The organism is Kribbella endophytica, assembly GCF_054781295.1.
This window is the reverse complement of the sequence record NZ_BAAGUR010000004.1, coordinates 803,683-822,073: the sequence shown is the minus strand read 5'-3', so window position 1 is coordinate 822,073 and position 18,391 is coordinate 803,683. Positions and strand designations below refer to the sequence as shown.

Genomic DNA, 18,391 nt, shown 5'->3' with positions numbered 1-18,391 from the left:
GGCCCTGCCGGTGAGCGGTGGTCGCGGGGCACGCTCGGGGGAGTCTCCCCGAACTGGAAGGAACCATCGTGTCCTCCACGTTGTCACCCGAAGTTGTCCGCCCGGTGATCGAGGTTGGTGTCGACGGCGCCTGGCGAGAGGCCGGCGCACTCGACTGGGCGATGCACGAGTCCCTGCTGCGCCGTGAACCGCTGCACGTCGTACATGTTGTCGAGCAGAAGAACGAGCGCACCCGGTACTACGAGCCGGTCGTCACCACCCAGAGCGAGACCAACCTCGTGAACGACGTCCGCGAGTGGCTGAAGGCCAACGGTGAGGATCTCGACCACGCAGCAGAGTTGATTGCGGGTCCGTCCGCCGACAGCCTGACGAGCACGGCGCTGGGGAGCCGGATGCTCGTGGTCGGCCGCCGAGGGATGGGGACTTTCAAACGGCTGCTGCTCGGATCGACCTCCGAGGCGGCCGCCAGCCGAGGTCAGGTCCCGGTGGTCGTCGTACCGGCGGGGTGGACACCTCCGTCGGAAAGCGCGCCGGTGGTGGCTGGTCTGGACGACTCGGGTGAGAACGATCCAGCCATCGAGTTCGCGGTCGAGCTGGCCGTCGAACGAAAGGCGCCGCTGTGGCTGGTCCACGCCTGGGATCTGCCCGCCGTCTACGGCTGGAACCCGGCGATGGAGATGGCCGTGGGCGAGGACTGGACGAGCACTGCTGATCGGCACTACTCGGCCGTCGCGGAGCAGTGGCGCCGCAAGCACCCTGAGCTGGAAATCGTCCTCGACGTACGGCGTGGTCACGCGGTCGAAAGCCTGCTGCAGGCGGCTGAAGCAGTCCATGCCCAGGTACTCGTACTGGGCGGACGCCAGCGTCCGCACCTGCCGCCCTTGCTTCTCGGCTCGGTCGTTCGAGGGGTACTCCAGCATGCGACCTGCCCGGTCGCGGTGGTCCACCGTGCGCGGTCGGACTCCGAGTGATGGCCGATACCTCGAACACAGGTCCGGTAGTGGTCGAGGTCGACGGGTCGGCCGAGGGGTTGCGCGTGATCGACTTCGCCTGCACGGAGGCGGTCCGCTACGGGGCCGCCCTGGTCCTGGTCGCCGCGCATCAGCCCTCCCAGGCAGTAACTGGTCGGGAGCCCTGGCCGTCGGCTCAGCGTGCCGGCGAGTTCTTGCGGGTCGCCACCGCGCATGTCCATCGACAGATCGGTGACGCGGTCGAGGTGATCGCGGTCAGCGAGGTGGGGACGCGGATGAAGGTGTTGCCCGCGTCGGCCCGTGGCGCCCAGGCTTTGGTCATCGGGCGCGCGCGGCATTGTGGGGCCGAGCGCCTGATCGCAGCGCGGAGCAACTTGGTGATGGCCAGGCGGAGCGACTGCCCGCTGATCGTCGTACCAGGCTCGTGGAAACCGGCTCCGTCACAGCGGGATGTCGCGGTCGGCGTCGACGGTACGGCGTTGTCGTCCGAGGCGGTTGGGTACGCGCTCCAGGCGGCGGCTGCCCGTGGCGGCAACCTGATCGCGGTTCACGCGGCGCCCCGCTTCTCAGCTCCCGACGGCCTGTGGGTCCGCAAGGCCGAGCTCGAACTCGCCGAGGTGCTCGGAAGGTGGTCCGCGCAGCACCCCGAGGTGAGGGTGACGCGGTATCTGACGTGCCGCCCGGTCGTCGCGGCGCTGCTGCACAAGTCCCACGAGGTGAGCCTCATGGTGCTCGGCGCGCACCCGGGCCTTCTCCCGATCGGCGATCCGATCACCCGCCGTGCGATGGCCGTCGTCGACGGGCCGGTCGCGGTCGTTCCGCACCGCCCGGCACCCGGGCAACAACTCGCACAGCCACGGGCGGTCGAAGACCTCGTCACGACGGTGAACTGACCTGCCATGCCCATGGACGCGCAGATCACGAAGGAGCCGGCCAGGGGACTGGGCTCCGTGCAGGCAGCCAGCAGATTGGTTGCCGATAGCCACAGTATTCTTCCGCGCCAGGTTCGGCCGCGGCTTTGGCCGGCTCTGTTCACGTCGGCCGCGGTGGTCGCGTTTGCTTTCGTGTAGTGCCGCTGGGGCCGGGTGGGGGTGGACTGTACGTCAAGGATCTGGAGCCCGGCCGCTGGTTGCTTTGGGGCGACAAGGCCGGGTACACGACCTGGCTGTGGTTCCTGGAACCGGCCGGTGCAGATGCCAGTCGGTTGCTGACGAGAGTCCGCACGCACTATCGCTGGACACATCCGGCGATCCTGTTCAGCCTTCTCCTGGTCGAGCCGTTCGACTTTCCGATGATGCGCAAGTGCCTGCTCGGCATCAAGCAGCGGGCCGAAACCGTACTGACTCCTGACAGCGAGATGTGATGTCGTCGATGCCGGAGCCGGGGATCGAGCTGTACTGGCTTCCGCTCGGGGCCGGTGGGCGGTCGGTGCGGTGGAACGGCCGGGTGCTGAATGAGGGCGACCTGACCGCGGCGCTCGGTTGGGTCCTGGCGCACTCGCCGCCTCGGGGGGTTTGAGCACCGCCTGCTGGTGAGCGTGTCGGACTCCTCGGAGCGGTGGGCTCGCGATCAGCTCCCCGCTCTCCCGGCGACGGCCACTCCTGGCCTTCGTCCGCTTTACCCTGCGGGAAGTCCTCCATCGCCGCCCTATTCGAAGAGGTGTGTTTTGACGAGACCCCGCAGCAAGCGCTGGCTTGCCGCTGCCATGGCCGCCGCGCTGGCCGCCACGGCGATCCCGTTCCGCCCATCGGCCGCCGAGCCGACCACTACCTCCGCCGGTTTGTTGGGCAAGAGCGTGACCATCACCCTGATCACCGGCGACAAGGTGACGTATCGCCCCGGTCATCGGGGCGGAGCCGGCCAAGCCGTGGACGTCCAGCCCGGACCGGGCCGAGAGGGCATGGTCTTCCAAAAGCATGCCCTCGGCAACAAACAGACCATCGTGCCGCTGGACGCTGTGCCGCTGCTGGCCTCCGGCGTACTCGACCAGCGGCTGTTCGACGTCTCCCTGCTGGCCGACCTGCGCCTGGACGACGCCAGTTCGCCGACGTTGCCCCTGCTGGTCCAGTACAACGGAGCCGCCCGCACAGCTCGTTCCGCGCTCACGGCCGGTACGACGGTCCGCCGGGAGTTGCCGATCGTGGACGCCTTGGCGATCAGCCAGCAGCGCGTGTCGGCCAACCTCCTCTGGGACAGCTGGACCGACAACAAGCAGCCCAAGCGTCGTACGGCGCTCGCGGGTGACGTACGCAAGGTCTGGCTCGATGGCGGGGTCAAACCACTGCTGGACCGTAGTACCCAGCAGATCGGCGCTCCGGAGGCCTGGAAGGCTGGAGCCACCGGCAAGGGCGTGAAGGTCGCCGTACTGGACAGCGGCATCGATGAGACGCACCCCGACCTCAAGGGCCGTGTATCCGTTGCCAAGGGCTTCACCAGCGAGGGGGAGGATGCAGTCGACCAAGCCGGTCACGGCACGCACGTGGCGTCGACGGTGGCTGGTTCGGGTGCGGCTTCCGATGGCAAGTACCGCGGCGTAGCACCGGATTCGGACCTCATGATCGGCAAGGTCTGCGGCCTGTACGACTGCGAGTTCTCGGCGATCATCGCGGGCATGGAGTGGGCAGCCACCTCGGGCGCCCGGGTGATCAACCTGAGCCTCGGCGGCGGTCCCACCGACGGGATCGACCCCCTGGAGCAGGCGGTCAACGACCTCACCGCCAGTACCGGCGCGCTGTTCGTCATCTCCGCCGGGAACTCCGGCGCAGACTTCAGCGTAGGTAGTCCCGGCGAGGCGGACGCGGCCCTGACGGTTGCCTCGGTCACCAAATCGGACGGCCTGAGCGCCTTCTCCAGTCGTGGTCCGCGCGCCGACGACTTCGGCCTCAAGCCGGACATCGCGGCCCCCGGCAGCCACATCGTCGCGGCCCGGGCCGCTGGTGCACGGCTGGAGCCGTTGGCGGTCAACGACTCGTACGCCGACTTGTCCGGTACGTCGATGGCGGCTCCGCACGTGACGGGCGCCGCCGCGATTCTGGCCCAGCTGCACCCGGACTGGAAGGCGGAGGAGCTGCGTTCCGCCTTGACCGGGTCGTCTCTCGGCCTGCCCGGCATCGGTGTTCTCGGCCAGGGCGCCGGCCGGGTCGATATCGCCCGTGCGCTGAAGCAGGCGGTCACCACCTCACCGAGCAAGGTCGACCTCGGGCCGGTCGAGGCGCCGCACGACGACGACAAGACCGTCACCAAGGCGCTGACGTATCGCAACGACGGCGACCAGGCGGTCACGCTGACGCTCGAGCTGAGCGCCAAGGGGCCGAAGGGCCGTACGGCTCCCGCAGGGATGTTCAAGCTGAGCCGGTCCGTCGTACGGATCCCCGCCCACGGCACGGTGACACTGGACGTCACCGCGGACACCTCCCTGCCGGGGCCCGACGGAGCGTACGCCGGCTGGATCGTTGCCACCGGCAATGGCCAGGTCGTCCGGACGGCCGTTGGTGTCGGCAAGGCGCTGCCGACGTACGAGCAGAAGTTCACGATTCTAGGGACCGACGGCAAGCCGGTGGTCCCCAGTGACGACCTGTCGGCCGGGCTGCTCGTGTTCAACGTCGACACGTTGCTGGGCTACTTCGCCTCGTCCGGTGACACCTTGACGCTGACGAAGGGCCGGTACGTGGTCGACGGCGGTATCGCGATGTTCAGCGGCGTGGGCATCGAGCAGGCCATCTATCTCGGTGAGCCCGATGTGGTGGTCGACAAGCCCGGGACGCTCGTACTGGACGCGCGCCGCGCCAAGCCGATCAAGCTCAAGGCCCCGGTCGCCGGAGCCACCGCGGCCACGGGTGGTGTCGGCTTCGCCCGGCCGCTCCGCGATTTCACCTTCACCACTGGTCTCGCGATCTCCAACTCGTTCCGGCCGGACTACGCGCCCAGCCTGTCCGTCGCGCCGAACCTGACCGGCTCCGCCAAGACCTTCACCGGCTTCGCACACCTCGCCTGGGCGAGAATGCCGGACGGCCAGGATCCCGAGCGGGACCTCTATCTGAACAGCCCGTACCTCTACCACGACGCGATCAGCTGGCCGGCCCGCTTCCCGGACAACCCGTCGCTGGTCACCGCGCCGAAGGACTACGCCCGGATCGACGCTACGTACCTCGGTGCCAAGGGCAACCGAATGAACAACTTCGGATATCCGGTACTGCCTGCCAGCGACACCGCGGGCCGACCCGTGGCCGGGTTCGTTTTCACCCCGGCGGTCGAGATGACGATGCCGTTCCAGCGTGAGGAGTACTACTCGGTCACCGGCGGAATACGTTGGGCCTTCGAGGCAGACACCATCCGGATCCTGCCGGACGGTGAGGTCAGGTACATCGCGCTGACCGCCGAGCCGATACGGTCGTACCCGGGCGGCAAGACCACCAAGCTGACCTGGAACCACCCCGTGGTCGGCCCGAACCTCCCGAGCTCACAGGCCGGTAACCCCGGGCGCGAGGACGAGCCCTGGGTCTGGCGGGACGGCGACATCCTGACGGTGGCGGCGCCGATGTTCGCCGATCCCGGTGCCGGCCGGTTCGGGGTCTCCGAGGTCGAGAAGGAGACCACCAGCCTCTATCGCGACGGCTCGTTGCTGCGTACCTCCGAGTCCCCCCTGCAGCAGACCTTCGCGCTTCCTGCCGAGGCCGGGACCTACCGGCTGACCAAGCACGTCCAGCGGTCCGAGGAATTCTTCCGCTGGTCGACCGACATCACCTCGTCCTGGACCTTCCAGTCGGCTCGTACGCCGGATGGTGAGAACACCCGTTTACCGCTGATGTCCGTCCGGTTCGCGCCTCACGTGAACGAGCGGAACCAGGCTCTGGGAGGGCGGTTCGACCTCCCCGTGCGGGTCGAGCACCAGCACGGCTCCACCCGGGCTCGGGTGGTCAGCCTCGCGGTTGAGGTGTCGTACGACGGCAAGACCTGGGCGAGCGTGCCGGTCCGGAAGACGCCTACCGGGTGGACGGCCACGCTCAACCAGCCGAGCGCCGGGTTCGTCTCGCTCCGAGCGAAGGCGCGTGATCTGAGCGGCAATACCGTCGACCAGACCATCCTGCGCGCCTACGAACTCACAGCCGACTAACCTTCGTCGCCACTGGTTCCCCACGTGGGGACCAGTGGCGGCCGTAGTTCCCGCGACGGGCGGCACCAGCAGCTGGGCCTGGGCGGCCGCCTCCGACAGCTCCTCGAGGTCGGGACCTTGGGAGGGCGGAGCGGGGACTCACGGCCCTGCCGGTGGTGACGGTCCGGGCGCGAGGCTTGAGGCATCAACCAGCTCAACGAAGGACACCTCATGACGATCCTCGGCCACCGGCACGACGGCACCACCGACAACTCCGCCCCGGCCACGACCGGCACCCAGCCGGGCCGGGTCGGCACCGCCGCCGGTCGCGCGCTGGCCGTCCTGCGGATCGCGTTCGGCTTCACCTTCCTGTGGGCCTTCGTCGACAAGGTCTTCGGCTTCGGCTACGCCACCCCGGCCGGCAAGGGCTGGATCGACGGTGGCGATCCGACCGCAGGCTTCCTCGGCAAGGGCACCAGCGGCCCGTTCGCCGACTTCTACAAGTCCCTCGTCGGTGACTTCTGGGTCACCCCGCTGTTCATGATCGCCCTGGCCGGCATCGGCCTGGCCCTCATGCTCGGTATCGGGATGCGCATCGCCGCCGTCGCCGGCACCGTGCTCTACCTGATGATGTGGACCGCCGCGCTACCCCCGGAGACGAACCCGTTCCTCGACGACCACATCCTCGGCGCCATCACCCTGATCGTCCTGGCCTTGGTGGCCGCAGGCAACGTCTGGGGCTTCGGCAAGACCTGGGCCGGCACCAGCATCGTCCAGCGGTACTCCTGGCTGCGCTGACCCGCAGCACCATTGAACCAGCCGGTGTCTCGTCCTCGGACGAGGCACCGGCTGCTGTAGAGCCGTCCGGCGGAAGGCCGAGGGACCTTCGACTCTGCTGACCAGGCGTCGGACGGCATGGAATGGAGGCAGACGAGGAGGCCGGCTCCACGGCCCCGGTGCAGTGTGGAAAGGACGATGTCATGAACGATCACATCACTCGGGCGGCCGATCGGTCCGGTACGGCGTTCGCGATCACGCCGGCGGCGTACGGGCAGTTCGTCCGTTCCGCGCGGCTCGGGCCGGTGATCGCTGCGGAGGTTCGTCGCTTCCGGCACGGCAGGGACCTGCTCGCCGTTGGCGCGGCGATCCGCACCGCGATCGCGTGGGCGAAGTTCCCCGACGACCTCGCCCAGGAGATCCTCGCCGCGTACGCCGAACTCGGCGGCGACGGCACGCGCGTCGCTGTACGGAACGAGAACACCACCGGGCTGCCAGGCACGGCATGGCGGTCCGAGACGTTCCTCGACGTCAGGAACGGCCGGGATCTGCTCGCGGCGGTCAAGCGCTGCTACGGAGCGGCGTTCAGCGACCTGGCCATCGCGTATCGCGACGAGCACGGCATGGACCAGTTGCTGGCGGCCCCAACGGTCGGTGTGCGTTCGATGGAGGTCCGGGTCCCGTCGATCCATCGGATCGACGTGGGGCGAAGGGTTCTCCGTCCTGTTGGCAGCCGAAGGCTCGTGCGGATCGGTGACCAGGCCTCGGTCGTGCCCGTGCCGGAACCAGTGGGATAGAACATGACGAGAGGACCTGAGATGACGACGCTCGAAGAGCCGACCTCGGCCGTCAGCGGTTGGGACGTCCTGGCCACCGACGGCTCGGTGGTCCGGATCCGGCCGCTGAGACCCGAGGACGAGGACGCGTTGAAGGCGCTGAACCATCGTGTCTCGGACCGGACGATCTACCTGCGGTTCTTCGGGTTCAGCCGGTCCGGCGCGGACGAGCACGCTCACCACCTCGCCGTGCCCGGTCACGACCACACGGGCCTGGTCGCGGAGTACGGCGGGCAGTTGGTCGGAGTCGCCAGCTACGAGCTGCTGCGGCCGGGCGAGGCTGAGATGGCCTTCCTGCTTGACGACGCGGTGCACGGCCGGGGGATCGGGACGCTGATGCTCGAGCAGCTGGCGGCGCTCGCCCGCGAGCACGGCATTCGGCGACTCCGAGCCGACACACTGGCCGAGAACGCCGTCATGCTGAAGGTTTTCGCCGGCTCCGGGTTCGCGCAGGTCCGCACGCTGGACAGCGGGCTGGTCGAGCTGTCCCTGGACACGGCGTACTCGGACGGCACCCTCGACCGGATGGCCGAACGGGAGGGAAAGGCCGGGGACGAGTCGCTGCGTCCGCTCTTCGCGCCCCGGGCCGTCGCAGTGATCGGGGCCGGTCGCAGCGCCGGCGGGATCGGTCACGAGGCGCTGCGGAACATTGCCAACGGCAACTACGCTGGCCGCCTGTACGCCGTCAATCCGCACGCCGGCCGGATCGGCGACATCGAGGCCTACCCGTCGATCGAGCAGGTTCCCGGTCCGGTCGACCTGGTCGTCGTCGCGGTGCCGGCAGCCCAGGTGCGGTCCGTGCTCGTCGGGAGCGGTCGCGCGGGTGTCGCCGGTGCGGTGATCCTGACCGCCGGGTTCTCCGAGCTCGGCGCCGAGGGCAACCGTCTGCAGGCCGAGATCCTGGCGGTCGCCCGCGAGCACAGCATCCGGCTGATCGGCCCCAACTGTCTGGGCGTCGTCAGTACCGCGCCGGACGTGCGGCTGAACGCGACCTTCGCGAACCTCGACCCGGCACCCGGCAGCCTGGCGGTCGCCGCGCAGTCCGGAGCGATCGGGATCGCGGTGCTCGATCAGGCCGCCCGCGCCGGCCTGGGCATCTCGGAATTCGTTTCCCTGGGCAACAAGGTCGATGTCAGCGGCAACGACCTGCTGCTGCACTGGTGGCACGAGCCGCGGACGACGGTGATCGGGCTGTATCTGGAGTCGTTCGGCAACCCGCGCAAGTTCGGCCGGATCGCCCGGCTGGTCGGTCGGACCAAGCCGATCCTGGTGGTCAAGGGCGGACGGTCCAGCGGTGGACGCCGGGCAGGTGCCTCGCACACCGCCGCCGCGGCGACCCCGGACACGGCGGTCGACGCGTTGTTCGACCAGTCCGGCGTACTGCGGATGGAGACGCTCGAAGAGCTCGTCGACACTGCACGCCTCTTGTCCGGCCGGCCGCTCCCACGCGGGCGCCGGTTGGCCGTCATCGGCAACGCCGGTGGTGCGGGAGTTCTCGCGGCGGATGCCGCGGCCCGGCTCGGTCTGGAGATCCCGGAGTTCAGCGCGGCGACTCAGCACGAGCTCGCCGATGCGGCCGGAGCGGTCGGGGCCGGCAATCCCGTGGATCTCGGGGCCGCTGCCTCGCCGCGGACCCTCGAGCACGCGCTGCGAACCGTCCTGGTGAGCGGTGAGGTCGACGCCGTCCTGGTCTGCTACGCCGCCACTCGTGCCGGCAGCGTTGCGGACACTTACAGCGCCATCGCCGATGCCGCGGCGGGCACGGAACTGCCGGTGCTCGTGAACTGCCTGGGCGCACCAGAAGCGGCACCGCTGGTCGCGCTCGAAGACGGCTCGAGTCTGCCCGTCTTCCCGTTTCCGGAGAGTGCGGTGCGCGCGCTGGCGCACGTCGTCCGATACGCCGAGTGGCGGGCTCGGCCGCAAGGCGTCGTACCGGTCCTGGACCGGGTCGATCGTGACGGTGCGCGGATGGTGGTGCGCAACTACCTGAAACATCGGCCGGCCGGCGGCTGGATCGACACCCAGCACGCGGAGCAGCTCATGCGGTGTGCGGGCATCGCAGTGGTCTCCGCACTCCAGGTCTCCGGACGGAGCGCGGCGGTCGCCGCGGCGGCGTCGATCGGGTACCCGCTGGTGCTGAAGACCGCGGCCGAAGGGATCGTCCACAAGACCGACGTCGGGGGAGTCCGGGTGGGCCTGGGCGACCGAAAGGCGGTCGAGACGGCGTACGACGAGATCGTCGCGTCCACCGGTGACCAACGGGTCGTCGTCCAGGCGATGGCGCCGAAGGGCACGGAGCTGGTGATCGGCATGGTCAGGGACCCGCTGTTCGGCCCGGTCGTGATGGCCGGCAGCGGGGGAGTCCTGACCGACCTGCTCGCCGATCGGCGCTGGCGTGGTCTGCCACTCACCGACCTCGACGCCACCGAGATGCTGCGGTCGTTGCGCTGTGCACCTTTGCTGGCCGGCTACCGCGGGGCGGAACCAGCTGACGAGGCCGCGGTCGTGCAGGTCGTGCACCGGATCGCCTGGCTGGCCGAGGCCGTTCCGGAGATCGCCGAGCTGGACATCAATCCGTTGATGGCCGCACCGTCAGGCGCGTACACCGTGGACGTGAAGCTCCGCCTGGCGCCCGTCGAGGGTCCCGAACCCGACTGGTACTCCCGGCGGCTGCGCTGATGCGCCGGGGGCAGCGTGGTTGACCAGGGAGTCCTCACCCTCTGGTCAACCACGCGGCGTGGCTCTGCATCTCCCGGGGCGTCGGCTTGATCGTGCTATGTGTTCGCCGGGCGGTGCCACGGGGCTGCTTCGGTGGCGTGGATCGCGGCGGCGACGTCCTCGGACCAGGCATTCACCAGGTCCCAGTCGCGGAAGTCTCCGGCGAGGTTGCTGGTCGCCATCCGGCGGGCGAGGAAGCCCTTCGCGGTGTCAGGCTCCAGCCGGCCGGCGAAGGTCATCGCGGGAGTCGCTCCGATCCGGCGGGCCAGCCGGGTGACGTTGGCCGGCATCGTCTGGATCTGTTCCCGGTCAGCTCCGACCGGGCCGCTGTGGAACAGCCAGACCTGGCGGTCGCGCAGCTCCCCGGTGTGCTTGCGCAGGAATCGGACGGCTTCGGGGCGCCAGCGGCGCATGTAGATCGCGCTGCCGAGCACCACCGCGTCGTACTCGTCGATCGTCTGCACGTCGTCGACCTCGCGCACGTCGGCGTCGTGGCCCTTGCGGCGCAGCTCGTCGGCGATGGCCGACGCGATGCCGGCCGTCGCGCCCATCTTGGTGGCGTAGGCCACCAGCACTTTCTTGGACATCGTGTCTCCTTCGTCGGCGGGGCAACCGGCTGGTCTCCCGCTACTTCGAGCATCCGCCCTACGCCGGATCCCCGGCAGGGCGGAAGGTCCCGAGTGCGAGGACCATGAGTCCTCTTCGCGGCGGCTGAGCGGCGAAGGTCGGCGAGAGGCCGCGGTTCGCGTGGTCCGCGCCTACCTCAGCCAGGCCAGCCAGTGGCCGGCCATGGGTACGGGTCACTGCGGGGTCCATTGCCAGTCGCGGATCTCGGGGAGGTCCTCGCCGTGTTGCAGGATGTAGGCGTGGTGGCGGGTGCGCTGGTCGGTGAGCCATTGCCGGGCGGTCGCGGCGCGCTGGGCGAGGCCGGGGACGCGGTCGATGACGTCGATGGCGAGGTGGTAGCGGTCGAGGTCGTTGCGGACGACCATGTCGAACGGTGTGGTGGTGGTGCCTTCTTCTTTGTATCCGCGGACGTGGAGGTTTTCGTGGTTGTGCCGGCGGTAGGTCAGGCGGTGGATCAGCCACGGGTAGCCGTGGTAGGCGAAGACGACCGGCTTGTCGGTGGTGAAGAGCGCGTCGAACTCCGGGTCGGACAGGCCGTGCGGGTGCTCGGTGGACGGCTGCAGGCGCATCAGGTCGACCACGTTGACGACGCGGATCTTCAATGCGGGCAGGTGTTCGCGCAGCAGGCTGACGGCGGCGAGCGTCTCCAGCGTCGGTACGTCGCCTGCGCAGGCCATCACGACGTCGGGCTCACCGTCGTCGTTCGACGCGAAGTCCCACACCCCGAGCCCACGGGCGCAGTGCAGCTCGGCGTCCTCGGGTCCGAGCCAGTCGGCCTGCGGTTGCTTGCCTGCGACGATGACGTTGATGTAGTTGCGGGTCCGCAGGCAGTGGTCGGCGGTGGCGAGCAGGGTGTTGGTGTCCGGTGGCAGGTAGACCCGGATGACTTCGGCCTTCTTGTTGACCACGTGGTCGATGAAGCCGGGGTCCTGGTGTGAGAAGCCGTTGTGGTCCTGGCGCCAGACGTGGGAGGTGAGCAGGTAGTTCAGTGACGGGATGGGGCGGCGCCAGGGGATTGTGCGGGTGACCTTGAGCCATTTGGCGTGCTGGTTGACCATCGAGTCGACCAGGTGCACGAACGCTTCGTAGCAGGAGAACCAGCCGTGCCGTCCGGTCAGCAGGTAGCCTTCGAGCCATCCCTGGACCGTGTGTTCGCTGAGGATCTCCATCACGCGGCCGCCGGTCGCGAGGTGCTCGTCGGTCGGTAGGATCTCGGCGTTCCATGCCTTGTCGGTGACCTCGTAGAGCGCGCCGAGCCGGTTCGAGGCGGTCTCGTCGGGACCGAAGACGCGGAAGTTGCCCTCGGCAAGGTTTGCGCGCATCACGTCGCGCAGGTAGTCGCCGAGCACGCGGGTCGGCTCGTGCGCCGTACCACCGGGGCTCGGCACCTCGACGGCGTACGACGAAATGTCGGGCAGGGTGAGGTCGCGGGTGAGCGTTCCGCCGTTGCTGTGCGGGTTCGAGCCCATCCGCCGATCGCCGACCGGGGCCTGGGCCAGCAGCTGCTCGCGCGGCGTACCGTTCTCGTCGAAGAGCTCGTCGGCGCGGTAGCTGCGCAGCCATTGCTCGAGCAGGGCGAGGTGCTCGGGTGAGTTCCGTACGCCGGACAGCGGGACCTGGTGGGACCGCCAGGTACCTTCGACCAGGACACCGTCGACCTCGTGCGGTCCGGTCCAGCCTTTCGGCGTACGGAGCACGATCATCGGCCACGGCCGGCGCGGCACTGCGGCGTCGGCGCGGGCCTCGGCCTGGATCGCGGCGATCTCGTCGAGCACCTGGTCGAGCGTCGCGGCCAGTTGCTGGTGCACGGCCTCGGGGTCGTCGCCGTCGACGAGGTACGGCCGGTAGCCGTAGCCCTCCATCAGGCTGGTGAGCTCGTCGTCACCGATGCGGGCCAGTACGGCGGGGTTGGCGATCTTGTAGCCGTTGAGGTGCAGGATCGGCAGCACCGCGCCGTCGGTCCGCGGGTCGAGGAACTTGTTCGAGTGCCACGACGCGGCCAGCGGTCCGGTCTCGGCCTCGCCGTCGCCGATCACGCACGCGACCACCAGGTCGGGGTTGTCGAGCGCCGCGCCGTACGCGTGACTCAGGGAGTAGCCCAGCTCGCCGCCCTCGTGGATCGAGCCGGGCAGTTCGGGCGCGACGTGGCTCGGGATGCCGCCGGGGAAGGAGAACTGACGGAACAGCCGCTGCATGCCGGCCGCGTCTCGTGAGACGTCGGGGTAGGTGTCGCTGTAGCTGCCCTCCAGCCAGGTCTGGGCGGCGATCGCGGGACCGCCGTGGCCCGGGCCGATGACGTACATCATGTTCAGGTCGCGCTGCCTGATCACCCGGTTCAGGTGGGTGTAGACCATGTTCAGCCCGGGCGTCGTGCCCCAGTGGCCGAGCAGCCGCGGCTTGATGTGCTCCGGGCGCAGCGGCTCGGTCAGCAAGGGGTTGTCCATCAGGTAGATCTGCCCGACCGCCAGGTAGTTGGCGGCCCGCCAGTAGGCGTCCAACGCGTCGACCTCGTCGGACGTCAGTGGCTTGTCCGTCACCTCGTGCATGTCTTCTCCTCGTGGTGGATCATCGCGGCTGGGCATCGTGCGTGCTCACTCATCGCAGGCTCAGTGCGTAGCGGCGGACAGCTCGGGCGAGGCCGGACGCGTGCGCGGAGGTCAGGGCCTGGTCCAGCTGTGGCTCCTCGAGCTCTCGGCCGAATCGCACCGCCACTTTCGTGAGAGCGCGCAGCGCGGCGAGGCTCTCCGCGATCTGCAGTTCGAGTTCGGCTGTTGCTCCGACCCGGACCAGCTCGCGGCGAAGGTCGTCCAACCGCTCCACGTGCTGGACGAGTTCGTCCTCGACGATGGCGTCGTAGGCCTCAACGGCAGCGACCGCCGCGACGTCCGGTAGCGCGGGCAGAACGAGGTCGTGCTCGGCCTTCAGCCGCGGCAGGATCCTGCGCCGGTAGGCGGCGAGCGTCTTCCGTACCGCGGCCATCAAGCGCTCGGGCCTGCTCCAGTCCTCCGCGGTGCACTCGTTCTCGAGCGTCTCCAGTTCGTTCTCCCACCGAGCCAGCTCCAGCTGCAGGGTGGTCATGACTCCTCCGTCGAGCGGATCGTGACGACGTCGGCGACGGCCCGGCGTCCGGTGACGCCTGCGGAACTGTTCCGTCCGAAGCGGATCACCATGTGGGCGAAGCCGGGCTTGCCGGTGGTCCGCTGGATCCGGGCGCGCAGGTCGTCGTACTCGAGCGGCTGGTTGAGGAACGACGCGGCGATGCCACGGCTGGTCGCGGCGAGCAGCACCCGTTCGAGCGCGATGCCGGCGGCGACCTGGTCGGCCGCGCTGTCGTCGACGGTGGACAGGACGGCGAGCGCCGGGTGCTCTTCGAAGGTCGCCTGGGGACGCATCCGGTCCGCAGGCGCGGTGCCGAGATCGCGGACGGCCGTGGGGTAGTGCGCGGTACGGGGCCCGAGTGCGGCGCTGGGAACGCCCTCGTGGGGGCGTTCACCGCCGATCCAGTGGGTGCGTTCGGCGCTGCGGTGCCAGTCGTGGATCTCGCGGAGCTCGGTGTCCAGGACGAGATCCAGCACCGTGCAGATCTGCGGTTCGGACAGCCAGGTCAGCTCCGCGTCGGACGCCAGGGCGGCGCGGATCAGGCTGAGGCGGTCCTCCTGGAACAACGGCTCGGAGCGGACCGGCGTACGGCTGGTGTGCCGGCGGGGGATCTCGTCGTACAGGTCGCGCAGTTCGTTGTCGGCAGTACGCCGGGGCTCGACGACGATCCGGGCGACGAGGTCCGGTTCGCGCCGGTCGGGGCACAGTCCCAGCCAGCTCTCGAAACCCATCGAGGCGGCGGCGCAGCGCAGGTTGAAGATCGCGGCGCCGGTGGCGATGCGCATCGCGCGGCCGGTCGGGTCCTCGGCGGGCAGGGCCCGGGAGCCGTCCACGAAGACGTCGACGACGTGCCCGTTGACCTCGAACCGCCAGGGCTGGGTGTTGTGCATGCTCGGTGCCGCCACGGCGGCGGTCAGCAGTACGTCGATCTGTTGCAGCGACAGCTGGTCGTCCGACATGGGGGCCTCCTCGGCCTGTGCGGCACGACTTTCGTGCCTGCTCCCACAGTCGTCCTCGCCTCAGGGTGGGCGCAGAGGGCAAGAGTCCCGACCTGACAGGCCGTTCGGCACCCATTTCGCGCCGCGCTGCCTGGCGGCGATCAACCGGTCCCGGTCAGTTGGAGGGCGTGTTGAGCGGTGCGCGGAGCTCCAGCACAGTGCCGTGCGGCTCGTTGGGCGTCAGCTGGACGGCGCCGCCCAACGCCTCGGCGCGCTCGCGCAGGTTGCGCAGGCCGCTCTGCCTGCTGCTGCCGGAGATTCCGACGCCGTCGTCGGTCACTCGTGCGACGACTTCGTCGGCGGTGACGGTGACCTCGACCAGGACGTTGGTTGCCCGCGCGTGCCGGACGACGTTGGACAGCGACTCGCGGATCGCGGCGATGATCTGTGGCCGGGCGGTCGCGGGGACGGCGGTGTCCAGTGGGCCGTCGCACACCAGGCGGGGGCGGAAGCCGAGCGGTTCGGCGTACTCGGCGACGAGCGCGTGCACATCGGCCCGCAGTGAGCTCTGCTCGGGCTGGTGGTGCAGCTCGAAGATCGCGGCCCGGAGATCGCGGATCGTGGTGTCGATGTCCTCGACGGCCCGACTGATCCGCTGCTGGACGTCCGGCTGGACCATGCGCTGCATGCCCTGCAGCTGAAGTCCGGTCGCGAAGAGCCGCTGGATGACGAGGTCGTGCAGGTCGCGGGCGATCCGGTCGCGGTCCTCGAGCACAGCGATCACCGACTGGTCACGCTGGGCCTGGGCACGGTCGAGGGCGAGCGTGGCCTGGTTGGCGAACATGCGGACCAGATCGGTGCCAGGAGTGACCGCCAGCGTGGCGCCGGCGGCCGCGGCCACGACGAGTACGCCGCCGGTGGTGCCGGTGCCGGCGGGGAGTGGGGCGAGCATGGTCCGGCCGAGGTTCTCGAGTTCTGGCGCATCGGTCAGCCGGCCGTGGTCCTTGAAGACTTCGGCCAGGTCCTCGATCACCACCTGCTGGTCGCCCTCGAGGATGTCGGTGAGCCCGGGCTGGTCGAGCGGGATCGCTCGGCCGAGGAAGCGCTGGAACGGCGCGGGCCCGTCGAGGGCTTCGATGACCAGGTGGTCGTCGGCGCGCAGCAGGACCGCGCCGACCAGGGAGCCGGACACCTCGCGGGCGCGGGTGGCGATCAGTTGCAGAGCGTCCTGGGGATCGAACTCGCCGAGCATGAGTTGGGTGATCTCGGCGGTCACCTCGTGCCAGCGGCGGCGGCGTTCGGTGTCGGCGTACAGGCGGGCGTTGTCGATCACCACGCCGGCCGCCACGGCGAGCGCCGTCACGGTGCGCTCGTCGTCCTCGGTGAAGTCGGCGTGGTCGGGCTTCTCGGTCAGGTAGAGGTTGCCGAACACGTAGTCACGGGTGCGGATCGGTACGCCGAGGAAGGAGTTCATCGGCGGATGGTTGGGCGGGAAGCCGAACGATCGTGGGTGCTGGGAAAGGTCCGTCAGCCGCAGTGGTTCGGGGTGCTCGATGAGGTGCCCGAGGATGCCGTGACCTTCGGGATAGGGACCGATGGCAGCGATCTGCTCGGCGTTGACGCCGTGGGTGATGAAGCGCGACAGGCGTTTGCCGTCGGGGCCGACGACGCCGAGTGCGCCGTACCGGGCCCCGACGAGCTTGCAGGCGGCGGTGACGATCCGGTCGAGCGTGCTGTTCAGGTCGAGATCGGCGCCGATGCCGACGACCGCGTCGAGCAGGGCCCGCAGGCGTTCCTGGGAATCCATGATCTCGTCGACGCGCCCGAGCAGTTCCTGCAGCAGCGCGTCCAGCCTGACGCGAGACAGCGCGGCGAACTCGAGCGTGCCTTCGTCCCAGCTCGCGTTGGGATCTTTCGGTCGCTCGGTCACGGCCCCACCGTACGGAAGGCGTAGCGGAAAGTGAACAGACGTCCAGGTGGGACGAAGGACCCGCGGACTGCCGCGCTGCTTCAGTCGGTCCGTGGGCGGAGTCCCCAGGGGAGCAGGCGTCGTCCGGAGGTGGACTCGATACCGAGGCGGACGAAGTACTGGTCGCTGTCGGGAGCCCATGGCCGCAGCGGCAGGGTGTGCTGCAACCGGGCTGTTTCTTCGGGCGGGACCACCGACAGATGACCGACCACCGTCACGGTCCAGCCGAGGTGACGGTCCTGGTCGATGTCGTCGACCTCGAAGGCGACGACATCGCCGCGTTCGGCGGCGCGGTACTTGTCGCCTCCGCCGGTGGCGAAGACGATGGTGTCGCCGTCGCGAAGGAAGTTGATCAACCGGACCGCGGGCAAGCCGCCGAGGGTGAACACGAGCCGCCCTACCGGTACCGAACCGAGCAGGTGCAGGCACTCCTGCGCGTCGAGGATCTCCAGGCCGGTGTCGTCGAAGTGTCGCGCGGAAGTCATCTCAGCCTCCCGAGGCGCCTCGGGGCTACTGTGGGCGGCAGGGACTTCCACCCGGTGAGCGAGGCACGATGACGATCAAGGTGTTCCTGCTCGACGACCACGAGGTGGTGCGCCTCGGCCTGCGTCAGTTGCTGGAGGCCGAACCCGACATCGAGGTCGTCGGCGACGCCGGTACGGCGGCGCAGGCGATCGCGCGTGTTCCTGCGTTGCAGCCCGACGTCGCCGTACTGGATGTGCGGCTGCCCGACGGTGACGGCATCACGGTGTGCCGCGAGATCCGGTCCGCGATGGAGAATCCGCCGGCGTGTCTGATGCTGACGTCGTTCTCCGACGACGAGGCCTTGTTCACCGCGATCATGGCCGGTGCCGCGGGCTACCTGTTGAAGCAGGTCAGCGGTACGGACTTGGTCGGTGCGGTACGGCGTCTCGCGGCGGGGGAGTCGTTGCTCGACCCCGCGATGACGACCGCCGTACTGGAGCGTCTGCGGCACCCGGCCGAGGAGGACAACGATCCGCGGTACGAGTCGTTGACCGAGCAGGAGCGCAAGATCCTTGCCGAGATCGCGCAGGGCAAGACGAACCGGCAGATCGCGCAGACGATGTTCCTGGCCGAGAAGACGGTGAAGAACTACGTCTCCGGCTTGCTCCGCAAGCTCGGCATGGAGCGCCGCACCGAGGCCGCCGTCTACGCGGTGGAGCGGGACAAGCGGCGACCGTCGTGAGTACTTCATGATGCCGTCCAGCTTCGCGGGCGGCGCGTTTCGCCGGTAGGGCCGAAAGTCCCGGCCAGATGTCACGAGGCACCGTCCGGATCGATCAGGGTCGAAGTGACGCGAGGATGCCCCTCTCGAGGTGTTACCTCTGCGCATCGCTGATCGT

Annotated in this window: 15 protein-coding genes; 9 read left to right on the top strand and 6 right to left on the bottom strand. The window is 69.3% G+C overall.

Features of this window, described 5'->3' with window-relative positions:
• Positions 1-68: 68 nt before the first annotated feature.
• The 8 genes from ACYVIO_RS35550 (at position 69) to ACYVIO_RS35515 (ending at position 10,355) form a co-directional block, all read left to right on the top strand.
• Positions 69-971: a universal stress protein gene (locus ACYVIO_RS35550; protein ID WP_460655354.1), complete on the top strand. Its 903-nt coding sequence runs from the start codon at positions 69-71 to the stop codon at positions 969-971.
• Positions 971-1,864 carry a universal stress protein gene (locus ACYVIO_RS35545; RefSeq protein WP_460655353.1) on the top strand — a complete coding sequence of 298 codons (894 nt, stop codon included), beginning with the start codon at positions 971-973 and terminating at the stop codon, positions 1,862-1,864. Before ACYVIO_RS35550 ends, ACYVIO_RS35545 begins: the two co-directional genes overlap by 1 nt.
• Before the next feature lie 176 nt (positions 1,865-2,040).
• Positions 2,041-2,334 carry a hypothetical protein gene (locus ACYVIO_RS35540; protein WP_460655352.1) on the top strand — a complete coding sequence of 98 codons (294 nt, stop codon included), beginning with the start codon at positions 2,041-2,043 and terminating at the stop codon, positions 2,332-2,334.
• Positions 2,334-2,489 carry a hypothetical protein gene (locus tag ACYVIO_RS35535; RefSeq protein ID WP_460655351.1) on the top strand — a complete coding sequence of 52 codons (156 nt, stop codon included), beginning with the start codon at positions 2,334-2,336 and terminating at the stop codon, positions 2,487-2,489. Before ACYVIO_RS35540 ends, ACYVIO_RS35535 begins: the two co-directional genes overlap by 1 nt.
• A gap of 148 nt (positions 2,490-2,637) precedes the next feature.
• Complete coding sequence (locus ACYVIO_RS35530; protein WP_460655350.1) at positions 2,638-6,084, top strand: S8 family peptidase; 3,447 nt, start codon at positions 2,638-2,640, stop codon at positions 6,082-6,084.
• Positions 6,085-6,294: 210 nt separating this feature from the next.
• Entirely contained in the window at positions 6,295-6,861 is a 567-nt protein-coding gene (locus ACYVIO_RS35525) for a hypothetical protein (protein ID WP_460655349.1), read from the top strand.
• A 182-nt stretch (positions 6,862-7,043) separates the two neighbouring features.
• On the top strand, positions 7,044-7,637 hold the full coding sequence (locus tag ACYVIO_RS35520) for a PEP/pyruvate-binding domain-containing protein (RefSeq protein ID WP_460655348.1): 594 nt from the start codon (positions 7,044-7,046) through the stop codon (positions 7,635-7,637).
• 21 nt (positions 7,638-7,658) lie between these two features.
• A complete protein-coding gene (locus ACYVIO_RS35515; RefSeq protein WP_460655347.1) occupies positions 7,659-10,355 on the top strand; it encodes a bifunctional acetate--CoA ligase family protein/GNAT family N-acetyltransferase in 2,697 nt (898 codons plus the stop codon).
• 95 nt (positions 10,356-10,450) lie between these two features.
• On the opposite strand, the gene ACYVIO_RS35510 is transcribed toward ACYVIO_RS35515, so the two are convergent.
• The 6 genes from ACYVIO_RS35510 to ACYVIO_RS35485 form a co-directional block, all read right to left on the bottom strand.
• Positions 10,451-10,981 carry a flavodoxin domain-containing protein gene (locus tag ACYVIO_RS35510; protein ID WP_460655346.1) on the bottom strand — a complete coding sequence of 177 codons (531 nt, stop codon included), beginning with the start codon at positions 10,979-10,981 and terminating at the stop codon, positions 10,451-10,453.
• 213 nt (positions 10,982-11,194) lie between these two features.
• Positions 11,195-13,567, bottom strand: a complete 2,373-nt coding sequence (locus tag ACYVIO_RS35505; RefSeq protein WP_460655345.1) for a phosphoketolase family protein — start codon at positions 13,565-13,567, stop codon at positions 11,195-11,197.
• Between the two features lie 49 nt (positions 13,568-13,616).
• Entirely contained in the window at positions 13,617-14,099 is a 483-nt protein-coding gene (locus ACYVIO_RS35500) for a hypothetical protein (protein WP_460655344.1), read from the bottom strand.
• The gene (locus tag ACYVIO_RS35495) at positions 14,096-15,079 is read right to left on the bottom strand and encodes an Acg family FMN-binding oxidoreductase (protein ID WP_460655343.1); all 984 of its coding nucleotides are present in this window, start codon (positions 15,077-15,079) and stop codon (positions 14,096-14,098) included. The genes ACYVIO_RS35500 and ACYVIO_RS35495 overlap by 4 nt, the downstream gene beginning before the upstream one ends.
• 154 nt (positions 15,080-15,233) lie before the next feature.
• Positions 15,234-16,988, bottom strand: a complete 1,755-nt coding sequence (locus ACYVIO_RS35490; protein WP_460655342.1) for a GAF domain-containing sensor histidine kinase — start codon at positions 16,986-16,988, stop codon at positions 15,234-15,236.
• An 80-nt stretch (positions 16,989-17,068) separates the two neighbouring features.
• Complete coding sequence (locus ACYVIO_RS35485; RefSeq protein ID WP_460655341.1) at positions 17,069-17,512, bottom strand: pyridoxamine 5'-phosphate oxidase family protein; 444 nt, start codon at positions 17,510-17,512, stop codon at positions 17,069-17,071.
• A 68-nt stretch (positions 17,513-17,580) separates the two neighbouring features.
• On the opposite strand from ACYVIO_RS35485, the gene ACYVIO_RS35480 reads away from it, so the two are divergent.
• Positions 17,581-18,234: a response regulator gene (locus ACYVIO_RS35480; RefSeq protein WP_460655340.1), complete on the top strand. Its 654-nt coding sequence runs from the start codon at positions 17,581-17,583 to the stop codon at positions 18,232-18,234.
• Positions 18,235-18,391: the final 157 nt, after the last annotated feature.